This is a genomic window from Enterobacter cancerogenus, from assembly GCF_019047785.1.
GTDB classification, from domain to species: Bacteria; Pseudomonadota; Gammaproteobacteria; order Enterobacterales; family Enterobacteriaceae; genus Enterobacter; species Enterobacter cancerogenus.
This window is the reverse complement of record NZ_CP077290.1, coordinates 936,189-959,621: the sequence shown is the minus strand read 5'-3', so window position 1 is coordinate 959,621 and position 23,433 is coordinate 936,189. Positions and strand designations below refer to the sequence as shown.

Below are 23,433 nucleotides of genomic sequence, written 5' to 3'. Positions count from 1 at the left end.
AAAAATTGCCCGGTGGCGCTGCGCTTACCGGGCCTACATAGGGTTTTCTCCCTCTCCCTGTGGGAGAGGGCCGGGGTGAGGGCATCAGGCATTAGCCGTAATTAACGCCCGCACATTCACCCCGCGCTTCATCACCCGATCCAACACCTCTGCTTCCAGTTCCGCCAGCCTTGCCGAGCCCACGCGGCGCGGGCGCGGGATATCCACGTTCAAATCCAGGCCAATTTTCCCTTCTTCTATAAGCAACACGCGATCGGCCATCGCAACGGCTTCGCTAACGTCATGCGTTACCAGCAGTACCGTAAACCCATGTTCCTGCCATAGGGACTCAATCAAGGCCTGCATCTCAATCCGCGTCAGGGCATCAAGCGCGCCGAGCGGCTCATCCAGCAGCAACAGCCCCGGACGGTGGATCAGCGCGCGCGCCAGCGCCACGCGCTGCTTCTGCCCACCGGATAACGCCGCAGGCCATTCACCGGCGCGATCCGCCAGGCCCACGGCGGCCAGCGCCTGCCTTGCCGCCTCCCGCCAGTCACCTTTCAGGCCCAGCCCAACGTTATCGATAACCGTTTTCCACGGCAGCAGGCGCGCGTCCTGAAACATCATGCGGGTATCGTCCTGAATATTTGCCAGCGGCGTGGTACCAGCCAGAATATCGCCGCCGTTTGGCACCTCCAGCCCGGCCAAGAGCCGTAGCAAGGTACTCTTTCCGCCGCCGCTGCGGCCCACTACCGCCACAAACTGTCCGGCGGGAATATGTAAATCCAGCGCGTTCAGAATGGTGTTATCGCCGTAGCGTTTCGTGACGCCGCTGAGCAACAGCGGCGTTCCCTGGTTAATTCGGGCAGTGTTCATGCTTTAGCCTCCTGAGGGGAATAGGCCGGGTTCCAGCGAAGCCAGCTGCGTTCCAGCCACTGGGCGCTGACGTCGGCGAGTTTGCCGAGCAGGGCGTAAAGAACGATGGCGACCACCACCACGTCCGTTTGCAAAAACTCGCGGGCATTCATCGCCAGATAGCCGATGCCGGAGTTGGCCGAAATGGTTTCTGCCACAATCAGCGTCAGCCACATCAGCCCGAGCGCGAAGCGCACGCCAACCATGATTGAGGGCAGGGCACCCGGCAGGATCACATGGGTAAAGAGCGCAAAGCCGGAAAGCCCATAGCTGCGCGCCATCTCCACCAGGCCACGATCGATATTACGTATGCCATGCCAGGTGTTGATGTAAATCGGGAACAACGTCCCGAGCGCCACGAGGAAAATTTTGGCGCTTTCATCAATGCCAAACCACAGGATCACCAGCGGGATCAGCGCCAGATGCGGCACGTTGCGCAGCATCTGTATCGAGGTATCCAGCAACCGCTCACCCCAGCGGGACAAACCGCTAATCAGCCCAAGCGTCAGGCCGATGCTTCCACCGATCGAGAAGCCGATCACCGCGCGCCATGAGCTGATTGCCAGGTGCTGCCACAGCTCACCGCTCACGCTCAGCGACCAGAACGCTTCGACCACGCCCTCCGGAGAGGGCAGAATGCGGCTGGATAACCAGCCAGCAGACGACGCCAGCTGCCAGACGAGGACAATACCGACGGGTAAAAACCATGGAGCAGCGCGTAACAGCCATTTTTGCGGGGTGGCAGACATAGCGGCTCCTTAGCTCTGTGCGACGCGGCGCGGAATAAATTCATTCGCTATCGCTTCGCCCTGCAGTTGATGCTGTTGAGGCTGCGGGATCGCCGGAATGGCGACATCCAGATGCGGGAACAACAGCTCGCCGACCTTGTATGCCTCTTCCAGATGCGGATAGCCCGAGAGAATAAAGCTGTCGATACCGAGATCCGCATATTCGTTGATGCGCGCCGCCACGGTCGGGCCATCCCCCACCAGCGCAGTGCCCGCTCCGCCGCGAACCAGGCCAACGCCTGCCCACAGGTTTGGACTGATCTCCAGGTTCTCGCGCTTGCCGTTATGCAGCGAGGCCATGCGGTGCTGCCCGACGGAATCGGTTTTCGCAAACGCCGCCTGTGCTTTCGCGATGGTGGCATCGTCAAGGTGGGATATCAGCTTGTCTGCCGCCTGCCACGCCTCTTCGTTGGTTTCGCGCACAATCACGTGCAGGCGAATACCGAAGCGCACCTGACGGCCATGCGCTGCGGCTTTGGCGCGCACCTGCGCAATCTTTTCTTTTACCAGCTCGGGCGGCTCGCCCCACGTCAGATAGAGATCGACCTGCTCGGCTGCCAGATCCTGCGCGACATCAGACGAGCCGCCGAAATAGAGGGGAGGGCGGGGCTGCTGGAGCGGCGGGAAGTAGAGCTTCGCGTCTCGAACATGAATATGTTTGCCCTCGAAGGTGACGGTTTCACCTTCGAGCAGGCGTCGCCAGACGCGGGTAAACTCTGCGGAGGCTTCGTAACGCTCGGTATGATCGAGAAACACGCCATCGCCCGCCAGTTCCTGCGGGTCGCTGCCGGTCACCAGGTTAAACAGGGCGCGTCCGTTAGAAAGCCTGTCCAGCGTCGCAGCCTGTCGTGCCGCCACGGTGGGGGAAACCACGCTCGGACGCAGGGCGACCAGGAATTTCAGGCGCTGCGTCACCGGGATCATCGACGCGGCCACCAGCCAGGCATCTTCGCACGAGCGTCCCGTCGGGATCAGCACGCCGGTAAACCCGATTCTGTCCGCGGCCTGCGCAATCTGTTGCAGGTAGCCATGGTCAACCGGGCGAGAGCCCGCGTCGGTGCCAAGATAGTGCCCATCGCCGTGGGTCGGTAAAAACCAGAAAAGGTTAAGGCTCATGATTTTGCTCCTTCTTTGCCTGCGGGTTGCCAGATACGGTCGCGGATATCCACCTGTTTGGGGACCAGGCGGTTTTGATAGAAGAGATCGGCGGTTTGCTGCTGGAGAGCGGCGACGTGGGCGTCCACCGGGGCGATGGTGGTGGGTGGCCGATGGTCGAGATAGCTGGCGATCACCGGCTCGGGCAAGCCCATCGTTTTCGCCAGCAGTGTGATGCTCTCCTGGCGCTGGCTTTGCGTCAGCGCATCCGCCTGGGTAAAGGTCTCCAGCACGCCCTGTATAAAGGCTCCGTTCTTTTCGGCATACGGGCGTGCCGCCAGGTAAAACGAGCCGGTCTGTTTCAGCGTGGTACCGTCTTTCAGGACGCGCACGCCACCCTGCAGAAGCGCGGCGGAGTAATACGGGTCCCAGATTGCCCAGGCATCCACGTTTTTCTGCTGGAACGCCGCGCGGGCGTCAGCTGGCGTCAGGTACACAGGCTGGATATCGGCGAACGTAAGTCCAGCCTCCTGCAACGCACGCAACAGCAGGTTGTGCGAGCTGGAACCTTTCTGGAAAGCGACCTTATGTCCTTTGAGGTCGGCGACGCGTTTTATGTCGCTATTTTCCGGCACCAGGATCACTTCGGCCTTAGGCTTGGCAGGTTCAACACCCACGTACACCAGATCGGCCCCAGCCGCCTGAGCAAAGATCGGCGGGATATCGCCGGTGCTGCCAAGATCGATACTGCCGACGTTAAGCGCCTCCAGCATCTGCGGACCGGCCGGAAACTCCACCCACGAAAAGTGCGTATCCGGGTAGCGTTTTTCCAGCAGCTGGTGACTTTTTGCCAGCACCATGCTGACGCTGCCTTTTTGATAGCCGATACGCAGGCTTTCCGGCGCCGTCTCAGCCGCATGGCTCAGAGAGGAAACGGTCAGCACGCCTGCCAGGGCGAGACGGGTCAACATTTTACGCATGGGCCACTCCTTGAGATGTCCACGCGGGTACCTGCACATCACGGCGGTGCAAAGCCTGCCAGAAGGTTTCGAGGGCGCTATCGAGGCGGGTCTGCAGGTTCGGCGTGAACTGCGGTTTATGCTGATAATCGATGACCTGAGAATCGTCGGCGAATACGCCGTGCAGGATCTCCTGGGCCTTCAGGGCGTTCAGCACCGGCTTCAGGGCATAATCGACGGCCAGCAGATGGGCGACCGTTCCCCCTGTCGCCAGCGGCAGCACCACTTTGCCGTCCAGCGCACGTTCGGGCAGCAGGTCGAGCAGGGTTTTCAGCCCGCCGGCAAAAGAGGCTTTATATATCGGCGTCGCGACGATCAATCCGTCTGCGTCCTTGAGTTGCTCGGTCAGGGCCATCAGCGCCGGGCTGTCGAAACGGGCATAAAGCAGATCTTCGGGTTCAAAGTTATGCAGGTTCCAGTGGCACACCTCCACGTCCAGGGCGCTGAGCCTGTCGCGGGCGTACTCCAGCAGGGCGCTGGAACGAGAAGGGAATCGTGGACTTCCGGCCAGGGTGATGACGCGCATGCTTGCTCCTTATAACTAATTGTTTGCTTTTATCTAACATTCATAACAATTTTCAGGAGTGTGACATCGCAGGCTTATTCCACTAAATGATTTATCCGCAATTAAACTGCCGGAAACTGCATAAGAAACGAACGGCGAAGTAAACGATTGCGTTTTAACCCGCTTTTTTTGCCACAGGTCAATTCCCTTTCCGGGCCGGATCGCTGATAATCCCCTCCCGGTTTGCACACCGGGAATCCAGGAGAGTTCATGTACTACCCCTTCGTTCGTAAAGCCCTTTTCCAGCTCGATCCTGAGCGCGCTCATGAATTTACATTCCAGCAATTACGCCGTATCACCGGAACGCCGCTGGCCGCTCTGGTGCGTCAAAACGTGCCGGAAAAACCTGTGCAATGCATGGGGCTGACCTTTAAGAACCCGCTGGGCCTGGCTGCTGGCCTGGATAAAAATGGCGAGTGCATCGATGCCCTGGGCGCGATGGGCTTTGGCGCCATTGAAATCGGTACGGTGACTCCGCGTCCGCAACCGGGTAACGATAAGCCGCGCCTGTTCCGCCTGGTTGAAGCCGAAGGGCTAATCAACCGTATGGGCTTTAATAACCACGGCGTTGATCATCTGGTCGAGAACGTGAAAAAAGCCCATTTCGACGGCGTACTAGGCATCAATATTGGCAAAAATAAAGACACGCCGGTCGAGCAGGGTAAAGATGACTATCTGATTTGTATGGAAAAAATCTATGCCTATGCCGGATATATTGCGGTCAATATCTCCTCACCCAATACGCCGGGCCTGCGTTCACTGCAATATGGTGAAGCGCTGGACGATCTGCTTAGCGCGATAAAAAATAAACAAAATGCACTCCAGGCGATCCACCATAAATATGTGCCGGTGGCGGTGAAGATCGCACCCGATCTTTCAGTTGAAGAATTGATCCAGGTCGCCGACAGTTTAGTGCGCCATAATATTGATGGCGTCATTGCGACCAATACCACCCTCGATCGTTCTCTGGTTCAGGGAATGAAAAACTGTAACGAAGCGGGTGGGTTAAGCGGACGTCCAGTACAATTAAAAAGCACTGAAATTATTCGGGCATTGTCTGCTGAATTAAAAGGTCAGCTGCCGATTATTGGCGTGGGCGGTATCGACTCGGTTATTGCGGCGCGCGAGAAGATGGCGGCTGGCGCTTCGCTGGTCCAGATTTATTCCGGCTTTATTTTTAAAGGCCCGCAACTGATTAAAGAAATCGTCACGCATATCTAATCTTTTCCCTTTATCAGACAACCAGGGCTTTATTTCCAGCCCTGGTTGATTTATATTCCCTCGTTGTTGCTTATTTAGACGTTATGGTCTTTTATTAATGTTGCTAAAAGCGAGACGGCAAACGAGACATTTTTAGAACAGGACGTTCGGGAAGGGGGGAAGTCACATGCGAATTAAACCTGACGATAACTGGCGCTGGTATTATTGTGACGAGCACGATCGAATGATGCTCGATTTAGCCAATGGCATGTTATTTCGCTCACGTTTTGCGCGCCGAATGTTGACCCCGGATGCCTTTGATCCGTCAGGATTTTGCGTTGATGATGCCGCGCTGTATTTCTCTTTTGAAGAAAAATGCCGCGATCTGGAACTCACTAAAGAACAACGCGCTGAGCTGGTGCTAAATGCACTGGTCGCGATCCGTTTCCTGAAACCGCAAATGCCCAAGAGCTGGCATTTTCAGGCGCACGGCATGAGCTGGACGCCTGCCGTGGGTGATGCCGCCAGCGTAAACTTAAGCGATACCGCGGAAGAGGTGAGCCTGCTGGTGGTTGAGCCGGGTGAAAACGCCGCGCTTTGTCTGCTGGCCCAGCCCGGTGTGACCATTGCCGGTCGAGTGATGCAGCTTGGCGATGCGATCAAGGTGATGAATGACAGGCTGAAGCCCCAGCTTCGCGTGGATGCCTTCAGCCTTGAGCAGGCCGTTTAAGCCTCTAACTGTACCGACGTTTTTGGAATACAGCTGCAGCAGAGGATCGTACCGTCATCCCCAATCGCGGATTTCTTCAGACCCTGGACTTCGCCACTCACCAGCTTGATTCGACAACATCCGCAGATGCCCGCCCGACAGGAATACGGCACGCGAATGCCCGCCTGTTCCAGCTGCTCCAGTAACACCTGTTGATTATTGCCACGGATCGCTTTGCCTTCCCAGTGAATATCGACAGGCGCGCTTGCCTCTGTGACGACGTCCACGAACGCGTCTTCCTGACTCGCACCGTACACTCTGGCAGGCCCACGGGCGAGGATCTCCACCTCGTCACCCACGCGGATCACACCGCTGGCGCGGGGGATCAGGTTCTGGCCGAAATCGACATCGCCGTTATCCTGGGCGGTACGGAACGACTGCAGCGTTTTCAGCGGTTCACCGGAAGGATGCTTCTGGCCTTTCTCCGGGCTGACGGTGGTGAAGATACAGCGGCTGCACGGCTTCACCACGTCAAAAATGACGCTGCCGATGCGGATCGTTTTCCAGGTGTCTTCTTCCCAGGCGTCTGCTCCGGTTACGACCAGATTGGGGCGGAACTGTTCCATCTGGACGCTGGCGCGACAGCGGCTCTGCAGATCGCGCAGCGAGGCTTCGTTTGTCAGCAGGTAAGGAAAACCGTCGGCAAAGGAGAGGGGAACTGCATCGTGGCGCTTAACGCGACGCGTCAGCGCCGGACCCACCCAGCGCAACTGGACGTCGCGGGAGAAGTACCCGGTTAGCCAGCGGTTAATCTCGTCCGGGGCAATGCGTGCGGTAAAATGATTCCCCCACACTTCCGTTGGCGCGTCGACTGGCGCAAAATCAGCAAAGCGGATCACCGCGCTGGCACCGTCCGGTGCGGTCAGGTGCAGGCCGTCATGCAGCGGCGAAGGGGTAAAGCGAACCATTTGCGGGAACTGGCGCGCGGTGATAAACGTACCGTCAGGCTCGGTGACCATAAAAATACGATCGAAGGCAAAACCGCTCATGTCAGCGAGTGCGTGAGACACGCCAATCCCGCGCATGGATTTCACCGGATGAATAAAAAGCCTGGATAACGTTGCCACCGCACACTCCTGCAAATGAAAATAAGCCTTCAACTTTATGACATACACGCCATATTAGCTATAATGCGCGACAATTTTCTAAGAGTAAAAGTGACGATATGAATTCTCTGTTTGCCAGTACGGCCCGTGGGCTGGAAGAGCTGTTAAAAACTGAACTGGAAGCCTTAGGCGCGCAAGCGTGTCAGGTGGTTCAGGGTGGTGTCCATTTCGAGGGCGACACGCGGCTTATTTACCAGAGCCTGATGTGGAGCCGTCTGGCGTCGCGCATCATGCTGCCGATGAAAGAGTGCAAGGTCTACAGCGATCTCGACCTCTATACCGGCGTTCAGATGATCGACTGGACAGAGATCTTCTCCCCTGACGCAACCTTTGCGGTGCACTTTAACGGCGTCAACGATGAGATCCGCAACAGCCAGTACGGTGCCCTGCGCGTAAAAGACGCCATCGTGGACTGTTTCACCCGTAAAAATAAGGAACGTCCAAACGTCGATCGTGAAAACCCCGATCTGCGGATCAACGTCTGGCTCAATGGCGACACCGCCAGCATCTCTCTTGATCTGAGCGGAGCGGGCTTACACCTGCGCGGCTACCGCGACAGCACCGGTATGGCACCCATTAAAGAAACCCTCGCCGCCGCCATTGTTATGCGCTCTGGGTGGCAACCGGGTACCCCACTACTCGATCCGATGTGCGGTTCCGGTACGCTGCTGATTGAAGCGGCCATGCTGGCAACCGACCGTGCGCCAGGGCTGCATCGCGGGCACTGGGGCTTCAAAGGGTGGGCACAGCACGACGAAGCGATCTGGAAAGAGGTGAAAGCCGATGCGCAGACCCGTGCGCGTAAAGGCCTGGCAGAATACACCTCCCATTTCTACGGCTCTGACAGCGACGCACGCGTCATTGAACGCGCGCGCAGCAACGCCCGCCGTGCAGGTATCGGCGAGCTGGTGACCTTCGAGGTAAAAGACGTTGCCAACCTGACCAATCCGCTGCCAAAAGGCCCATACGGCACCGTTATCAGCAACCCGCCATACGGTGAGCGCCTTGACAGCGAACCGGCGCTGATTGCCCTGCACAGCCTGCTCGGTCGCAATATGAAAGACCACTTCGGCGGCTGGAACCTGTCGCTGTTTAGTGCCTCGCCCGAGCTGTTAAGCTGCCTGCAGCTGCGCGCCGATCGCCAGTTTAAGGCCAAAAACGGTCCGCTGGATTGCGTGCAGAAAAACTACCATCTGGCAGAGAAAACGGCGGACAGCAAGCCTTCTGGCGTGGCGGAAGATTACGCCAACCGTCTGCGTAAAAACCTGAAGAAGTTTGAAAAGTGGGCGAAACAGGAAGGCATTGAATGTTATCGCCTGTACGATGCCGATCTGCCGGAGTATAACGTCGCGGTAGACCGCTATGCGGACTGGGTAGTCGTTCAGGAATATGCCCCGCCTAAAACTGTTGATGCACAGAAAGCGCGTCAGCGTATGCTGGACGTGATCGCGGCGACCATCAGCGTGCTGGGTATTGCCCCTAACAAGCTGGTCCTCAAAACCCGCGAGCGCCAGAAGGGTAAAAATCAGTACCAGAAGATGAATGAGAAGGGTGATTTTATCGAAGTGGGTGAATACAACGCCCGTCTTTGGGTCAACCTGACCGACTATCTTGATACCGGACTGTTCCTCGATCACCGTATTGCCCGTCGTATGCTGGGCCAGATGAGCAAAGGTAAGGACTTCCTGAACCTGTTCTCCTACACCGGCAGTGCCAGCGTCCATGCTGGCCTGGGCGGGGCGCGCAGCACGACCACCGTCGACATGTCTCGCACCTATCTGGAATGGGCGGAGCGGAACCTGCGCCTGAACGGTTTGACCGGGCGTCAGCATCGTCTGATGCAGGCCGACGTGCTGGGCTGGCTGCGCGACACCCATGAACAGTTCGATCTGATCTTTATCGATCCACCAACGTTCTCTAACTCCAAGCGTATGGAAGATAGCTTTGATGTTCAACGCGATCACCTGCGCCTGATGACCGACCTGAAACGCCTCCTGCGCAAGGGCGGCACCATTATGTTCTCGAATAACAAACGCGGATTCCGCATGGATCACGACGGCCTGGCCGCTCTGGGACTGAAAGCACAAGAAATCAGTCAAAAAACGCTGTCTCAGGACTTTGCCCGTAATCGTCAGATCCATAACTGCTGGTTAATCTCCGCGGTCTGAAAGGAAAATTAAATGTCACTAATTAGCATGCACGGCGCCTGGCTGTCCTTCAGCGATGCGCCTCTTCTCGACGACACAGAACTGCATATCGAAGATAACGAGCGCGTTTGTCTGGTAGGCCGTAACGGCGCGGGTAAATCCACGCTGATGAAGATCTTAAACCGTGAGCAGGGTCTGGATGACGGACGCATCGTTTACGAGCAGGATCTGATTGTTTCCCGCCTGCAGCAGGATCCACCGCGTAACGTGGCGGGGACCGTGTACGACTTCGTCGCGGAAGGGATCTCTGAGCAGGCTGAATACCTGAAGGGCTATCACGAAATTTCGCATCTGGTGATGACCGATCCGAGCGAGAAAAACCTGAATGAGATGGCGCGCCTGCAGGAGCTGCTGGATCACCACGGCCTGTGGCAGCTTGAAAGCCGTATCACCGAAGTGCTGGATCAGTTAGGCCTGGATGCGGACATGGAACTGGCGTCGCTCTCCGGTGGCTGGCTGCGTAAAGCGGCGCTTGGCCGCGCGCTGGTCAGCGGCCCGAAAGTACTGCTGCTGGACGAACCGACCAACCACCTGGATATTGAAGCCATCGACTGGCTGGAAGGGTTCCTGAAAACCTTCAACGGCACGATCATCTTCATCTCGCACGACCGTTCGTTTATTCGCAATATGGCCACCCGCATTGTCGATCTCGATCGCGGTAAGCTGGTGACCTATCCTGGCGATTACGATACCTATCTGCTGGAAAAAGAAGAAAACCTGCGCGTTGAGGAGCTGCAAAACGCCGAGTTCGACCGCAAGCTGGCGCAGGAAGAGGTCTGGATCCGCCAGGGCATTAAAGCCCGTCGTACCCGTAACGAAGGCCGCGTGCGCGCGCTGAAAGCGATGCGCAACGAGCGCAGCGCCCGCCGTGAAGTGATGGGTAGCGCGAAGATGCAGGTAGAAGAAGCCGCCCGCTCAGGCAAGATTGTGTTTGAGATGGAAGATGTCAATTACCAGGTCGACGGCAAAGTTCTGGTGAAAGATTTCTCCGCGCAGGTACAGCGTGGCGACAAAATCGCGCTTATCGGCCCGAACGGCTGCGGTAAAACCACGTTGCTGAAGCTGATGCTGGGTCAGCTGCAGGCTGACAGCGGCCGCGTGCACTGCGGTACTAAGCTGGAAGTGGCCTATTTCGACCAGCACCGCGCGGAGCTGGATCCAGACAGAACGGTGATGGATAACCTTGCCGAAGGTAAGCAGGAAGTGATGGTCAACGGCAAGCCGCGCCACGTGCTGGGCTACCTGCAGGACTTTCTGTTCCACCCTAAACGGGCGATGACGCCGGTACGCGCGCTGTCCGGTGGGGAACGAAATCGTCTCCTGCTTGCACGTTTGTTCCTGAAACCGAGCAATCTGTTAATTCTCGATGAACCGACCAACGATCTGGATGTCGAAACGCTGGAACTGCTGGAAGAGTTGATCGACGGCTATCAGGGCACCGTCATGCTGGTGAGCCACGATCGTCAGTTCGTTGATAACACCGTTACCGAATGCTGGATCTTCGAAGGCGAAGGCCGCATTGGTCAGTACGTGGGCGGGTATCACGACGCGCGTGGACAGCAGACGCAGTCCCTGGCGTTAAAGCAGGCGAAAGCCAAAAACGTCCCAGAACCTGCTGTCGCGAAAGCAGAAAGTGCGAAAAAATCACCTGCTAAAATGAGCTATAACCTGCAGCGCGAGCTGGAAGCATTGCCGCAGCGTCTTGAAGAGCTGGAAGCGGCGCTTGAAGCGCTGCAAACCCAGGTGGCGGATGCCTCCTTCTTTACGCAGCCTCACGACTATACTCAGAAAGTACTGGCAGACCTGACCCAGGCAGAGAAGGCGCTGGAAGAGGCGTTTGAGCGCTGGGAATACCTTGAATCACTGAAAAACGGCGCATAACAGGGATCAACAATGTGTGACCAGCACCATGCCGACCGACATATATTATGTTCGCAATGCGATATGCTCGTGGCGATACCAGAGCTGGGTCACGGACATAAGGCGACGTGCCCGCGCTGCGGAGCAACCTTAACGACGGAGTGGGACGCGCCAAGGCAGCGTCCTACCGCCTACGCTATTGTCGCGCTGTTCATGCTGGTGCTCTCGAATCTCTTCCCCTTCATTTATATGAAGGTGGGAGGGATGACCAGCCAGGTCAAATTACTTGAAATACCGGGCGTGATGTTCACCGAAGATTATGCCAGCCTCGGTACCTTCTTTCTGTTATTCGTCCAAATCGTTCCGGCGTTTTGCCTGATCGCCATCCTGCTTCTGGTCAACCGCGTCCGGATGCCCACGCCCGTTAAAATCAGGCTCGCGCGAACCCTGTTCCTGCTGAAAAGCTGGGGAATGGCAGAGATTTTTCTGGCGGGGATCCTGGTGAGCTTTGTGAAGCTGATGGCCTACGGCGACGTCGGGATTGGCAGCAGCTTTATTCCCTGGTGTCTCTATTGTGTGCTGCAGCTGCGTGCGTTTCAGTGCGTGGACCGACGCTGGACGTGGGACGACATCGCGCCTGCTCCCACCCTTAACCAGACGGTTAAGGTGGGCGTGCCGGGTATCCGCCAGGGGCTGCGCTCCTGCTCTTGCTGTACTGCCGTGCTGCCGGCCGATCGGGAAGTGTGCCCGCGCTGTGGAACGACGGGGCATGTGCGGCGTAAAAATAGCCTGCAGTGGACCATGGCGCTGCTGTTGACGTCGATCATGCTCTATCTGCCCGCCAATATTTTGCCGATCATGATTACCGATCTGCTCGGTGACAAAATGCCCTCGACAATCCTTGCCGGGGTCATTTTGCTGTGGGGGGAGGGGTCCTACCCCGTTGCTGGCGTGATATTCATTGCCAGTATTATGGTGCCCACCTTAAAGATGATCGCCATCGCCTGGCTGTGCTGGGATGCGAAAGGGCACGGCAAGCGCGACAGCGAACGTATGCACCTGATTTATGAAGTGGTGGAGTTCGTCGGGCGCTGGTCAATGATCGATGTCTTTGTGATTGCGGTGCTCTCTGCGCTGGTGCGCATGGGGGGACTCATGAGTATTTATCCCGCGCTGGGCGCGCTAATGTTTGCATTGGTCGTGATTATGACCATGTTTGCGGCCATGACCTTCGACCCTCGTTTATCGTGGGATCGTGAGCCAGATTCAAGCCATGAGGAAGAGTTAGAGCATGGAAAATAAGAGTGGAGAGGCGAAAGTGCGCAAGGTCAAGAACTGGTCACCGGTGTGGATTTTCCCCATCGTGACCGCGCTGATCGGTGCATGGATCCTGTTTTATCATTATAGCCATCAGGGACCGGAAGTCACGCTTATCACCACTAACGCGGAAGGCATTGAGGGTGGGAAAACCACCATCAAAAGCCGCAGCGTGGACGTCGGTGTGGTAGAGAGCGCGACGCTGACGGATGATTTAACGCACGTTGAAATCAAGGCGCGCTTACATGCCGGGATGGAGAAACTGCTTCATAATGATTCCGTATTCTGGGTGGTTAAACCCCAGGTCGGGCGAGAAGGGATCAGCGGCTTAGGCACGCTCTTGTCCGGTGCCTATATTGAGCTGCAGCCGGGGAGCAAAGGCACCCAGCCTGCCCAGTATCAGCTGTTAGACTCACCGCCGCTTGCGCCACCGGATGCAAAAGGGATTCGCGTCATCCTCGACAGCAAAAAAGCCGGGCAGCTTTCGCCTGGCGACCCGGTATTGTTCCGGGGCTATCGCGTTGGCTCGGTTGAAACCAGCACTTTCGATCCGCAAAAACGCACCATCAGCTATCAGCTGTTTATCAATGCACCAAACGATCGTCTGGTGACCAGCAACGTTCGTTTCTGGAAGGACAGCGGGATCGCCGTGGATCTGACCTCTGCCGGAATGCGCGTTGAAATGGGGTCCCTGACCACACTCTTTGGCGGCGGTGTGAGCTTCGATGTGCCTGAGGGGATCGACATCGGCCAGCCTGTTGCGGAAAAAACCGCCTTCAGGCTCTTTGACGATCAGAAAAGCATTCAGGATGCGCTCTATACCGATCACATCGACTACCTGATGTTCTTTAAAGATTCCGTTCGTGGCCTGCAGCCGGGTGCGCCGGTTGAGTTCCGTGGGATCCGCCTGGGTACGGTCGGACAGGTACCGTTCTTCGTTCCTGGCCTGCGTCAGGTGCTGGACGACGATTACCGCATTCCGGTGCTTATTCGCATTGAGCCAGAGCGTCTCATCAACCAGATTGGCGAAAATCAGGATATCGGCGCGCATATCACCGAGCTGATGAACCGCGGGCTGCGCGGCTCGCTGAAGACCGGCAACCTGGTGACGGGCGCGCTGTATGTCGATATGGATTTTTATCCTAAAGCACCTGCCATCACCGGCCAGCGCGAATTTGGCGGCTACAAAATCATTCCAACGGTCAGCAGTGGTCTGGCACAGATCCAGCAGCGTCTGATGGATACGCTGGATAAGATTAATAACCTGCCGTTGAACCCGATGATTGAAGCGGCGACCAACTCGTTGAGTCAGAGCCAGGCGACCATGCGCCGTCTGCAGACCACGCTTGATAATATCAACAAGATCACGGCAAGCCAGTCCATGCAGCAGCTGCCGCAGGACATGCAGAAAACGCTGCGTGAACTGAATCGCAGCATGCAGGGCTTCCAGCCGGGATCGGCGGCCTACAATAAGATGGTGGCCGATATGCAGCGTCTTGATCAGGTGTTGCGTGAACTCCAGCCGGTTCTGAAAACGCTCAACGAGAAGAGCAACGCGCTGGTGTTTGAAGCGAAAGATAAAAAGGATCCTGAGCCTAAGAGGGCGAAACAATGAAAAAATGGCTGGTAATTGTCGGAGCGCTGGTATTAACGGCCTGTAGCTCGGGGAGTGAAAATAAAAGTTACTATCAGCTGCCGTTGAACGTCCAGTCGGGCGCGCAAAGCAGCGCTTCGCAGGGTAACCGTCTGCTGTGGGTAGAACAGGTAGCGGTTCCGGATTATCTGGCGGGTAACGGCGTGGTGTACCAGACCAGCGATGTCCAGTACGTGATTGCCAACAATAATCTGTGGGCCAGCCCGCTGGATCAGCAGTTGCGTAACACGCTGGTGGCGAATCTGAGCAGCCAGCTTCCCGGGTGGATTGTCGCGTCTCAGCCGCTGGGAAGCGATCAGGATACGCTGAACGTCACGGTAACGGGCTTCCATGGCCGCTATGACGGTGCCGTGGTGATCAGTGGCGAATGGCTGCTGAATCACCAGGGACAGCTGATTAAACGCCCGTTCCATCTGGAAATGAAGCAGCAAAAAGATGGTTATGACGAGATGGTGAAAGTGCTGGCCCAGGGCTGGGCACAGGAATCGGCGAATATCGCGCGTGAGATCGCCCGGCTTCCATAAGTAAAATTCATAATCAAAAACCGCCGTCAGCCATCCGCTCACGGCGGTTTTTTTTCGGTTTACCATCAGGTTGTTACTTGTGCTTCATCACATTTTTTGTACAAATGAACTTCCGTATAGTTCACAAATATGACATCCGTATGAATTTTGACCGTTGACGCAGAAGATGATTCGGGTTATTCGTTTACTGTGCTTGCATACTTTGCAACCACTGTTTTCTTTCCACCAGACAAAAGAATGAGGGAAACGAGGCATGAAGAGACAGAAACGAGATCGCCTGGAAAGGGCTCATCAACGTGGTTATCAGGCTGGCATCGCCGGACGTTCAAAAGAAATGTGTCCCTATCAAACCTTAAATCAGAGGTCGCAATGGTTAGGGGGCTGGCGAGAAGCCATCGGAGACAGGGCAGTACTTGCTTGATAACGTCTCTTTAAAAAAGAAACCTCCGCACTGCGGAGGTTTCGCCTTTCTGGGGAGTGCTACAGCGCGGTCATCAGAACGCGGAGGTGTCCTGGAACAGACCCACTTTAAGATCGCTCGCGGAGTAGATCAGACGACCGTCTACCAGCACTTCGCCATCCGCCAGGCCCATGATCAGGCGACGGTTAACAATACGTTTGAAGTGAATACGGTAAGTCACTTTCTTCGCAGTAGGCAGAACCTGGCCGGTGAATTTCACTTCGCCCACGCCCAGCGCGCGGCCTTTACCTTCGCCACCCAGCCAACCCAGGTAGAAGCCAACCAGCTGCCACATAGCGTCCAGGCCCAGGCAGCCAGGCATTACCGGATCACCAATAAAGTGGCAACCGAAGAACCACAGGTCCGGGTTGATATCGAGTTCCGCTTCAACATAACCTTTATCAAAGTTGCCGCCGGTTTCGGTCATTTTCACGACACGATCCATCATCAGCATGCTTGGGGCCGGTAACTGCGGGCCGTTAGCGCCAAACAGTTCACCACGACCAGAGGCAAGAAGGTCTTCTTTTGTATAGGATTCGCGTTTATCTACCATGTTCTCAGTAAGCCTTATTTTAGTGAAGCACGCAGGATAGCTAACACGTGTACGCTGAACAAGTCCGATCAGTTCGGACTAAACCAGCTTAACCAGCGTAACGGCCATGGATAACGATGGCGTGCATCCTGTTGTGTCGCCTGAGCGATGCGTTCCTGAATGGTCTGCATGAGGGTTGTCTGGCCTTCACCATCCCAGTTCAGGTTTGTCAGTAAGGGTAGTGCATCCTCGATGCCTTCGATGGCCCAGATGGCGAATTGCTCCTGTTCTACGGCCTCGAGCAACGCCTGGCTAAGGCTCAGATGGCGAGCGTTCGGCGCAGGAATGATCACACCCTGTTTGCCGTTCAGGCCGCGCTGCTGGCAGATGGAGAAGAAGCCTTCGATTTTCTCGTTCAGGCCGCCAACCGGCTGGGCGCGACCAAACTGATCGACTGAACCCGTAATCGCAATATTCTGGTTAATGGGCACTTCTGCCAGGGCGCTGATTAACGCACACAGCTCCGCCATCGAAGCGCTGTCACCGTCTACTTCACTGTAGGATTGCTCAAAGGTCAGTGAGGCCGAGAAGGGGATCTGCTGCTCAAGCTGCAGTTCCGACATCAGGAACGCCTGCATGATCATCATGCCTTTGGCGTGAATATTCCCGCCCAGCTCTGCTTTACGCTCAATGTCGGTAAACTCACCGTCACCAACGTGAACAACGCAGCTGATACGGGAAGGTTCGCCAAACGCGCGCGGGTGCCCCGGGAACTCAATCACGGAGAGGGCGTTAATCTGCCCAATACGCTCGCCTTCGGTTTCGACGAGGATCTGCTCCAGCAGGATCTCATCCTGCATGCGCTCGGCCAGATACCCTTCGCGCCATTCACGCTGCGCAAGCATCTGGGAAAGTTGCTCGCCGCTGAAGGCCGCGTCACCGCTTATCACGCCCACTTCGCGCAGCTGTCTGGCGATCCACAGCGGAGAGAGCGGCAGGGTTTCCTGATCGCCGGTGTAGCGTACGGCTTCCCGGATGAGACCGGGCCAGGCATCCGGAGCAGGCGTTGGCAGCGAAGCACGCTGCGCCAGGCCCATCACCCACTGGCACCATTGCGCCATATCATCCGCATCGGTTATCTGGAGCGTATCTTCAAATTCGCTGTAAATAGCCTGCTCGGCCAGCTCTGGCTCCATTTCCTGGAAATCGGCCAGAGATTCACGATCGCCGGTCAACACCACGGTAAGGGACAGCGGCATCGACGGTACTGCGACGGGAAGAGGGCGCGATTCATCGTAACTCACCCAGTCGAAGCGTTGCTGGGTCACGATCGTTTTCAGGCGCATCCACAGCAGCGGCTGAGAGAGGAGGGTGCGCAGCGAGATAATCAACACGCCGCCATTTGCGCGGTGCACCAGCCCAGGCTGCAGCGTCAGCTCGCCGTTAAACTGACGGAGGCAGCCAAAGAGCTGTTCTGCTTCTGCCCAGTTGGCGGTAATGACATCCCCTTTCGACGCAAAAAGCCCATCCGCCTCGTCAGCGGGTGTAAAGGTGATATGTTGCCCTGCGATACGATAGTGGCCGCCAAAGACGTCGTTCGTTTCTGACCGCAACTGGCGCATGGCATCACCCAGAAGCGTCAAATACTCGGCTTCTTCCGGGGCTTTGAGCAGCATGAAAGGAGATGTCGCCCACGGGCTTAACACCTGCTCCAGCGCATAATGCAAACGCGGTTGTGTATCGCTAAGTATGAATTCGTTTTCTTTTGTGAGGTCTGGCTGTGCAAACAGCTCCTGATAGCTCTCGGTATCGGGAACCAGGTCACGCCATGCAAGTTTCGTAATGGTCAAAGTTGATGTTTTTTAGTCAGATGTAAAACCGTGGAGTATACCGTAAGCGGAGGCCTCTTCCCAAGCGGGAATGGGGATTTCGACAGGGGATTCTCCTGCAATGCTGCACAGGTTATGATTTCTTTTCAGCAGATTGCTAAAAAACTGATATTCTGAACAGAGTTACGTGGTAACACTGAGATCGCAATGAAATATCAACAACTGGAAAACCTCGAAAGCGGCTGGAAATGGAAGTACCTGGTCAAAAAGCACCGTGAGGGCGAGTTGATCACCTGCTACCTCGAAGCCAGCGCGGCGCAAGACGCCGTAGATATTTTGCTGACCCTCGAAAACGAACCGGTATTGGTTAACGGCTGGATTGAAAAGCATATCAACCCGGCACTGTTGAACCGGATGAAACAGACGATTCGGGCGCGTCGCAAGCGGCATTTTAATGCCGAGCATCAGCACACCCGTAAAAAATCAATCGATCTGGAGTTTATGGTCTGGCAACGGCTGGCGGGGCTTGCGCAACGGCGCGGGAAAACCCTGTCGGAAACGGTGGTGCAGCTGATTGAAGATGCGGAACATAAAGAAAAGTATGCCAGTCAGATGTCGACGCTGAAAAACGATCTGCAGGCCCTGCTGGGCAAAAAATAGTTTCTGGCTTTCTTCAGGCAATAAAAAACCCCGCAATGCGGGGTTTTTTTATAAGACGATAACTTATGCCGCTGGCTGAGTTACAACGTCTTTGATGCCTTTAACTTCGATCTCTACGCGACGATCTGGAGCCAGGCAGTCGATCAGTGCAGCGCGAGGTTTCACGTTGTCACAGGTGTTGCCAGTCACTGGGTTAGATTCGCCCATACCACGTGGGGAGATCTTGTTAGCTGGGATACCTTTAGATACCAGGTAATCAACTACAGACTGTGCACGTTTCTCGGACAGACCCTGGTTGTAAGCGTCAGAACCGATACGGTCGGTGAAGCCCAGAACCACTACAGAACCGTCTTTAGGATCCAGGTTGCTCAGCTGGGTGTACAGCTGATCCAGTGCCTGCTGACCTTCTGGTTTCAGGGTAGCTTTGTTGAAGTTGAACAGAACGTCAGACTTCAGAGTGAAGTGCTTGGTCTGTACTTCTGGCGCTGGAGCCGGTGCTGGAGCTACGACTGGCGCATCTTCCTGCTGACCGAAACGGTAAGAAACACCAACGCTCAGCATGCCGTTGTCTGGACGAACGCCAACGGTAGCACCGTCGCCGATGTTGTTAACCCACTGGTATTCCAGACGGGTAGCGATGTCACGGGTCATAGCCCACTCAACGCCACCAGCGAATACTGGGGAAACGCCAGTGTCATGGTCGTCGCCAGCGATGCTGTTGCTGGAGTCTGCACGCCATACCATGCCGCCCAGACGGGTGTACACGTCCAGATCGTCAGTTACTGGGTAACCCAGTTTAGCGGTCAGCTGAACGCCTTGAGCTTTGAAAGCGCCATTTACGTTGTCGCCTTTGTATGGCATACGACCTAACCAGTCGTAACCCATTTCAAAACCAACATACGGGTTAACCTGATAGCCACCGAACGCGCCTGCACCCAGCTGGCTCTCGTGAGTTGGGCCATCGTTGTTCAGGCTGCTGTTGTACCAGCCGGTGTCATGGAACTGAGACCAGCCCAGTTTACCACCTGCATACCAGGTATTATCTTTCGGAGCGGCCTGCGCTACGGTAGCGAAGCCAGCCAGTGCCACTGCAATCGCGATAGCTGTCTTTTTCATTTTTTGCGCCTCGTTATCATCCAAAATTTGCCATGAAGATCTCCACGGAGAAATCACGGTTAAATCCTTCACCGGGGGGCGTGGTCAAATATAAGTCTACCGATATCTTCGGCTTAGGCCGAGCACCCCTGGCGATGTAAAGTCTACAACGTAGATGAAAACTTACAAGTGTGAACTCTGTCAGGCATATGAAAAAAAAAGTTCCGTATAGCGAATATTTAACATTTTACGAACGAATTTTGTACAGTAAAATTAACGAGAACCGCTCCAGACAAGCCTTGCCGCAGGTTTTGCTTTTTGAACTATTTACACAACTGAGTGTCGAAAAAAATTCCAGGAAAACTCTTAAATTTACTCAGTGATACAAATTCGAGTGAATTTTTAGCCCTGAATGTTGTCCTCTGCGATAAGAATCGGCACGTACGGGACGCATAATGAACCCGATTGCATGACCATCTTCTGCTGCTTCGGTCAAACGATGGTGCTCTTCTTCCGTCAGTTCTTCCGACAGCCACCCGATCACCACGCTGTAATTTCCGGTGCGTAACGCGCGGATCATCGACTCAACCGTATCACACGGAGAGAGTTGGTTGATCTGCATCACCTTGGTCAGCGGCAGGCCCGCAGACTGAACCCATTCCCGGCTCAATTTTTGCTGTGGCGTCAGCCAAAGCTGCCAGCGTGATTGTTGTCCGAGCTGTTGTAACAGCGGCAACAGCAACAGCTGCGTTAACATGGGCTGGTCTTCACGATAAACCACTTCACTGATAAGACCTGTCGACACGCGACCGGTGGAATTTTGCGCGACATCGCCAGCAGTGGTTGAGAGAGATGTTGAGCGATTTGCATAGCCTGAAGTGTACATATTCATTCCAGCCCTGTAGTTACTGTATGGATATACAGTAACCCCTGTGTGCATAAAGATCAACCTCATTTTCGGAAAGCAACTCGCAAATTTAGTCCTTTCCTGGCGTGTCCGAAAAAATCATCTTGCTCATGAGCCATAAGTTGCCTATGTTCCTGCTAACGGATCCGTTAGTGATAAATTTTGTCGTTAATAGTTGATTTTTAATGGAAATATCATGAAAAAGATATCATATGAACGGATTTATAAATCGCAGGAATATCTCTCCCCTCTGGGGGAAATTCACCACCGGGCGCTGTTCGGCGGCTACACCCTGGCGGTAGACGATGCGGTGTTTGCCATGGTGTCAGACGGTGAACTTTACCTACGTGCCTGCGAGGAGAGCGCGACCTATTGCGTTAAGCATCCTGCTTCCTTCTTAACGCTTGTTAAGCGAGGCCGCCCCGTCCTGCTGAATTACTATCGCGTGGATGAAGGGCTGTGGCAGGATCGGCAAAAACTGCTTCAGCTTTCCACTTATGCCCTCGATGCGGCACGAAAAGAGCGTAGCCTGCGCTATCAACGAAACCGGCTCAAGGATCTGCCTAACCTGACTTTCCAGATTGAAGTGTTGCTCTACGAAGCCGGCATTACGAATGAAGAGACGTTGCGGGAGCTTGGCGCAAAGACCAGTTGGCTAAAAATCAGATCGAAAAACCGGGCCCTCAGTATCAAGGTGCTTTTTGCCCTTGAAGGGGCCATTGAGGGGATGCATGAGGCGGCACTCCCGGCGAACATTCGCCGGGAGCTTACGGAGTGGTTTAATACACTGCCTGAGGTGCAGGAGAGTCGTTCCGCCAGGTAGCAATCTGCTGCTGCAGTCGGCAAATTTCCGGCAGCAAAGCAATAAGCAGGCCGATCTGCTGCAAAACCAGCGGAGCTTTGTTGTCGGTTCCCGGATCGAGATGCGCAATTCGCTGGGACAGTTCATCCAGCGCCTGCTGAACTTTAGGCTCGTCGGCTGGCTGATGGTGAAGGGCATCGTCGACGTAGCACACAGCATCATCCAGCAGGTTCAGGATGGCGGTGTTTTTCAGCTTCTCGCGGTGGGCACCCAGCGTGGAAATATAGCTGGTAAACGTATGGTTCAGGCACAGCAGGCGAAAGGCGGTTTCCCGGATGTCGGGTGTGGCCCGGGGTTCCGTAGACATATTCGAGACCACGGAAGCCAGTTCGGCATCGCTGTTGTGCGCATCCCGGCGGGCTATACGGTAGGCCAGACGGTTATCACGCCCCTGGTGGTATTGCTCAAGAATGGCGTCAAGGTAACGACAGTTTGCGTTCATCGCCCTGTCTGTCACGCGCGGCAGATTGCGAAAACGCCAGTCGGGCCAGATAAAACTCACCGCCGCCCAGGCGATAGCGCAGCCGATTAAAGTATCTATTACGCGCGGCAGGGCTACCTCGAAGCCTTCACCCAGCAGGTTGAAGCAGAGCAGCACCAGCAGGGTAATGAACATGGTGGCATGCGCGTACTGGACGTTTCGAAACGCAAAGAACAACACCCCCGTTATGACGATAAGAATGAGTTGCCCTTCAACGGACGGAACGAAATAGAGCACCGGTAGCCCGATAGCGACGCCCACCAGCGTACCGATAACACGCAGCGCAAGGCGGTGTCGCGTGGCGTTATAGTTAGGCTGGCAGACAAACAGGCTGGTCAGCAGGATCCAGTAACCGTGTTGCAGGCCGGTTATCTGAATGAAGGCATAGCCCACACACAGCACCAGCGACATCCTCACCGCGTGGCGAAACAGCGCGGATTCCGGCGTGGAGTTGCGGCTCAGGCGCAGCCACATGTCGCTAAATCCGTGCAGACTATCGTCCGCCAGCTGGTTTTCAGCATCGTTACCCGGCAGGGCCATCGCCTGCTCGGATTCAATGGTCGCCAGCTGAGCATCAATCGCCCGCAGGTTATTGAGCAGAAAACCGAGCGCCTTGATCTGCTCCGGCGACGTTCCACTGGCCTGCACGCGATCGAGCGCCGCATCAAGATGGCTAAAGGCATGTTCAAAACGCGGGTCATGCTGGTAGGGCGTGCGCAGCAGTATGGATCGCGCCAGCTGCTGGCAGGCCTGGGACTGCATCGACAGCAGCCGCTGGAAACGGAACATCACGTCGCTGTAGCGGAACTTCTCGCGCAGAGCCGCATACTGCACGTGCGAGGAGCTGGCGCGCTCGTGGATATCCTGCGCGACAAAGTAATAGTGCAACGTTCGGCGGGTGCCGCGCTGTCCGCGATCGCCGCGCAGACGGGTGAGCAGCGAGGCTTTAGTCTGGTTTAACGTCGCCACCAGTTGGCCGTTCGCCAGCGCCAGATCGTAAAGCGGTGCCTGGCTCTCTTCGTCGATATCCGGGTCAAAAAGCCGGGATTTCAGTTCGAGATACTGGGCAAGCTGTTCATAGCTCCGCGCCAGGTTGTCCTGCAACGCCCGCACGGGAAAAATCAGATGCCCGGTCAACGTCAGCAGGTTATACCAGATTGCGCCGAGTAACAGCAGAACGGGCTGCTGATACCACTGATCGTAAAGAGAGACGCCCAGCATGGTGTAGATCGCAATCAGCAGGGCGCCAAAGGCGATAGTGGCATAGCGTTGTCCCAGCCCGCCCAGCAGGATAAACCCGCTGGTCGAGAGCGTCAGCCCCAGGGCAAACAGCCACGGCCAGGGAAACAGCAGCTCAACCGAGGCTGAAGCAATGAAAAAACAGATCAGGGTGATGACTAAATTGCGCAGACGTCCTGTCAGGCGGTCGTCCAGGTCGGCCAGCGCCCCGGCGACCACGCCGAGGGTGAGCGGAATGGTAAGCTTTACGTCATCGAGCCACCACGGCAGGGCGACCGTGCCACACAGGGCGATAAAAATCCTGGCGTTGTAGAGCCAGGTACTGTTCCAGGTATAACGGCGAATCAGTGGGCTTAGCATGAGCTCGGCC

At 55.8% G+C, this 23,433-nt stretch carries 21 protein-coding genes; 10 read left to right on the top strand and 11 right to left on the bottom strand.

The features are described from left to right. Window positions 1-84 precede the first annotated feature (84 nt). From ssuB to ssuE, 5 genes are read right to left on the bottom strand one after another with little or no spacing between them, the layout of a single operon-like run. The gene (ssuB, locus tag I6L58_RS04545; RefSeq protein ID WP_088207556.1) at window positions 85-855 is read right to left on the bottom strand and encodes an aliphatic sulfonates ABC transporter ATP-binding protein; all 771 of its coding nucleotides are present in this window, start codon (window positions 853-855) and stop codon (window positions 85-87) included. Further along, window positions 852-1,643, bottom strand: a complete 792-nt coding sequence (gene ssuC, locus I6L58_RS04540) for an aliphatic sulfonate ABC transporter permease SsuC (protein WP_088207555.1) — start codon at window positions 1,641-1,643, stop codon at window positions 852-854. Before ssuC ends, ssuB begins: the two co-directional genes overlap by 4 nt. 9 nt (window positions 1,644-1,652) lie before the next feature. Beyond that, window positions 1,653-2,798 carry an FMNH2-dependent alkanesulfonate monooxygenase gene (ssuD, locus tag I6L58_RS04535; protein ID WP_088207554.1) on the bottom strand — a complete coding sequence of 382 codons (1,146 nt, stop codon included), beginning with the start codon at window positions 2,796-2,798 and terminating at the stop codon, window positions 1,653-1,655. Next, entirely contained in the window at window positions 2,795-3,757 is a 963-nt protein-coding gene (locus I6L58_RS04530; RefSeq protein WP_088207553.1) for a sulfonate ABC transporter substrate-binding protein, read from the bottom strand. The genes ssuD and I6L58_RS04530 overlap by 4 nt, the downstream gene beginning before the upstream one ends. Continuing rightward, window positions 3,750-4,322, bottom strand: coding sequence for an NADPH-dependent FMN reductase (ssuE, locus tag I6L58_RS04525; protein WP_006174520.1), 573 nt, complete (start codon window positions 4,320-4,322; stop codon window positions 3,750-3,752). The genes I6L58_RS04530 and ssuE overlap by 8 nt, the downstream gene beginning before the upstream one ends. Window positions 4,323-4,571: 249 nt before the next feature. On the opposite strand from ssuE, the gene pyrD reads away from it, so the two are divergent. Both pyrD and zapC read left to right on the top strand, forming a co-directional pair. Further along, window positions 4,572-5,582 (top strand): quinone-dependent dihydroorotate dehydrogenase, encoded by a 1,011-nt coding sequence (gene pyrD / locus I6L58_RS04520; RefSeq protein WP_088207552.1) that lies wholly within the window; start codon window positions 4,572-4,574, stop codon window positions 5,580-5,582. Between the two features lie 166 nt (window positions 5,583-5,748). Further along, entirely contained in the window at window positions 5,749-6,291 is a 543-nt protein-coding gene (zapC, locus tag I6L58_RS04515; RefSeq protein WP_006174525.1) for a cell division protein ZapC, read from the top strand. Here zapC and I6L58_RS04510 read toward each other — a convergent pair. After that, window positions 6,288-7,397 (bottom strand): YcbX family protein, encoded by a 1,110-nt coding sequence (locus I6L58_RS04510; protein WP_088207551.1) that lies wholly within the window; start codon window positions 7,395-7,397, stop codon window positions 6,288-6,290. The genes zapC and I6L58_RS04510 overlap by 4 nt on opposite strands. Window positions 7,398-7,495: 98 nt before the next feature. On the opposite strand from I6L58_RS04510, the gene rlmKL reads away from it, so the two are divergent. From rlmKL to rmf, 6 genes are all read left to right on the top strand, one after another. Next, entirely contained in the window at window positions 7,496-9,604 is a 2,109-nt protein-coding gene (rlmKL, locus tag I6L58_RS04505) for a bifunctional 23S rRNA (guanine(2069)-N(7))-methyltransferase RlmK/23S rRNA (guanine(2445)-N(2))-methyltransferase RlmL (protein ID WP_006174528.1), read from the top strand. A 12-nt stretch (window positions 9,605-9,616) separates the two neighbouring features. After that, the gene (locus tag I6L58_RS04500; RefSeq protein ID WP_088207550.1) at window positions 9,617-11,524 is read left to right on the top strand and encodes an ABC transporter ATP-binding protein; all 1,908 of its coding nucleotides are present in this window, start codon (window positions 9,617-9,619) and stop codon (window positions 11,522-11,524) included. A 12-nt stretch (window positions 11,525-11,536) separates the two neighbouring features. After that, window positions 11,537-12,805: a membrane integrity-associated transporter subunit PqiA gene (gene pqiA, locus I6L58_RS04495; protein WP_042319461.1), complete on the top strand. Its 1,269-nt coding sequence runs from the start codon at window positions 11,537-11,539 to the stop codon at window positions 12,803-12,805. Beyond that, window positions 12,795-14,435, top strand: coding sequence for an intermembrane transport protein PqiB (gene pqiB, locus I6L58_RS04490; protein WP_006174533.1), 1,641 nt, complete (start codon window positions 12,795-12,797; stop codon window positions 14,433-14,435). The genes pqiA and pqiB overlap by 11 nt, the downstream gene beginning before the upstream one ends. Next, window positions 14,432-14,998 carry a membrane integrity-associated transporter subunit PqiC gene (gene pqiC, locus I6L58_RS04485; RefSeq protein WP_088207549.1) on the top strand — a complete coding sequence of 189 codons (567 nt, stop codon included), beginning with the start codon at window positions 14,432-14,434 and terminating at the stop codon, window positions 14,996-14,998. Before pqiB ends, pqiC begins: the two co-directional genes overlap by 4 nt. 253 nt (window positions 14,999-15,251) lie before the next feature. After that, window positions 15,252-15,419, top strand: coding sequence for a ribosome modulation factor (gene rmf, locus I6L58_RS04480; protein WP_010429337.1), 168 nt, complete (start codon window positions 15,252-15,254; stop codon window positions 15,417-15,419). 73 nt (window positions 15,420-15,492) lie between these two features. Here rmf and fabA read toward each other — a convergent pair whose 3' ends face one another. Then, window positions 15,493-16,011: a 3-hydroxyacyl-[acyl-carrier-protein] dehydratase FabA gene (gene fabA / locus I6L58_RS04475; RefSeq protein WP_006174537.1), complete on the bottom strand. Its 519-nt coding sequence runs from the start codon at window positions 16,009-16,011 to the stop codon at window positions 15,493-15,495. Window positions 16,012-16,079: 68 nt separating this feature from the next. Next, window positions 16,080-17,840, bottom strand: coding sequence for an AAA family ATPase (locus I6L58_RS04470; RefSeq protein ID WP_006174539.1), 1,761 nt, complete (start codon window positions 17,838-17,840; stop codon window positions 16,080-16,082). 186 nt (window positions 17,841-18,026) lie between these two features. Here I6L58_RS04470 and matP point away from each other — a divergent pair, with 186 nt between their 5' ends. Further along, on the top strand, window positions 18,027-18,479 hold the full coding sequence (gene matP, locus I6L58_RS04465) for a macrodomain Ter protein MatP (protein WP_006174540.1): 453 nt from the start codon (window positions 18,027-18,029) through the stop codon (window positions 18,477-18,479). 63 nt (window positions 18,480-18,542) lie between these two features. Here the strand turns inward: matP and ompA are convergent, their stop codons facing one another. Together ompA and sulA are read right to left on the bottom strand one after the other, a co-directional pair. Then, on the bottom strand, window positions 18,543-19,595 hold the full coding sequence (gene ompA, locus I6L58_RS04460) for a porin OmpA (protein WP_127463528.1): 1,053 nt from the start codon (window positions 19,593-19,595) through the stop codon (window positions 18,543-18,545). Between the two features lie 355 nt (window positions 19,596-19,950). Then, window positions 19,951-20,460: an SOS-induced cell division inhibitor SulA gene (gene sulA, locus I6L58_RS04455; protein WP_088207548.1), complete on the bottom strand. Its 510-nt coding sequence runs from the start codon at window positions 20,458-20,460 to the stop codon at window positions 19,951-19,953. A gap of 217 nt (window positions 20,461-20,677) precedes the next feature. Here sulA and I6L58_RS04450 point away from each other — a divergent pair, with 217 nt between their 5' ends. Beyond that, window positions 20,678-21,304: a TfoX/Sxy family DNA transformation protein gene (locus tag I6L58_RS04450; protein ID WP_088207547.1), complete on the top strand. Its 627-nt coding sequence runs from the start codon at window positions 20,678-20,680 to the stop codon at window positions 21,302-21,304. On the opposite strand, the gene yccS is transcribed toward I6L58_RS04450, so the two are convergent. Beyond that, window positions 21,261-23,423 (bottom strand): YccS family putative transporter, encoded by a 2,163-nt coding sequence (gene yccS / locus I6L58_RS04445; protein ID WP_088207546.1) that lies wholly within the window; start codon window positions 23,421-23,423, stop codon window positions 21,261-21,263. The genes I6L58_RS04450 and yccS overlap by 44 nt on opposite strands. Window positions 23,424-23,433 lie beyond the last annotated feature (10 nt).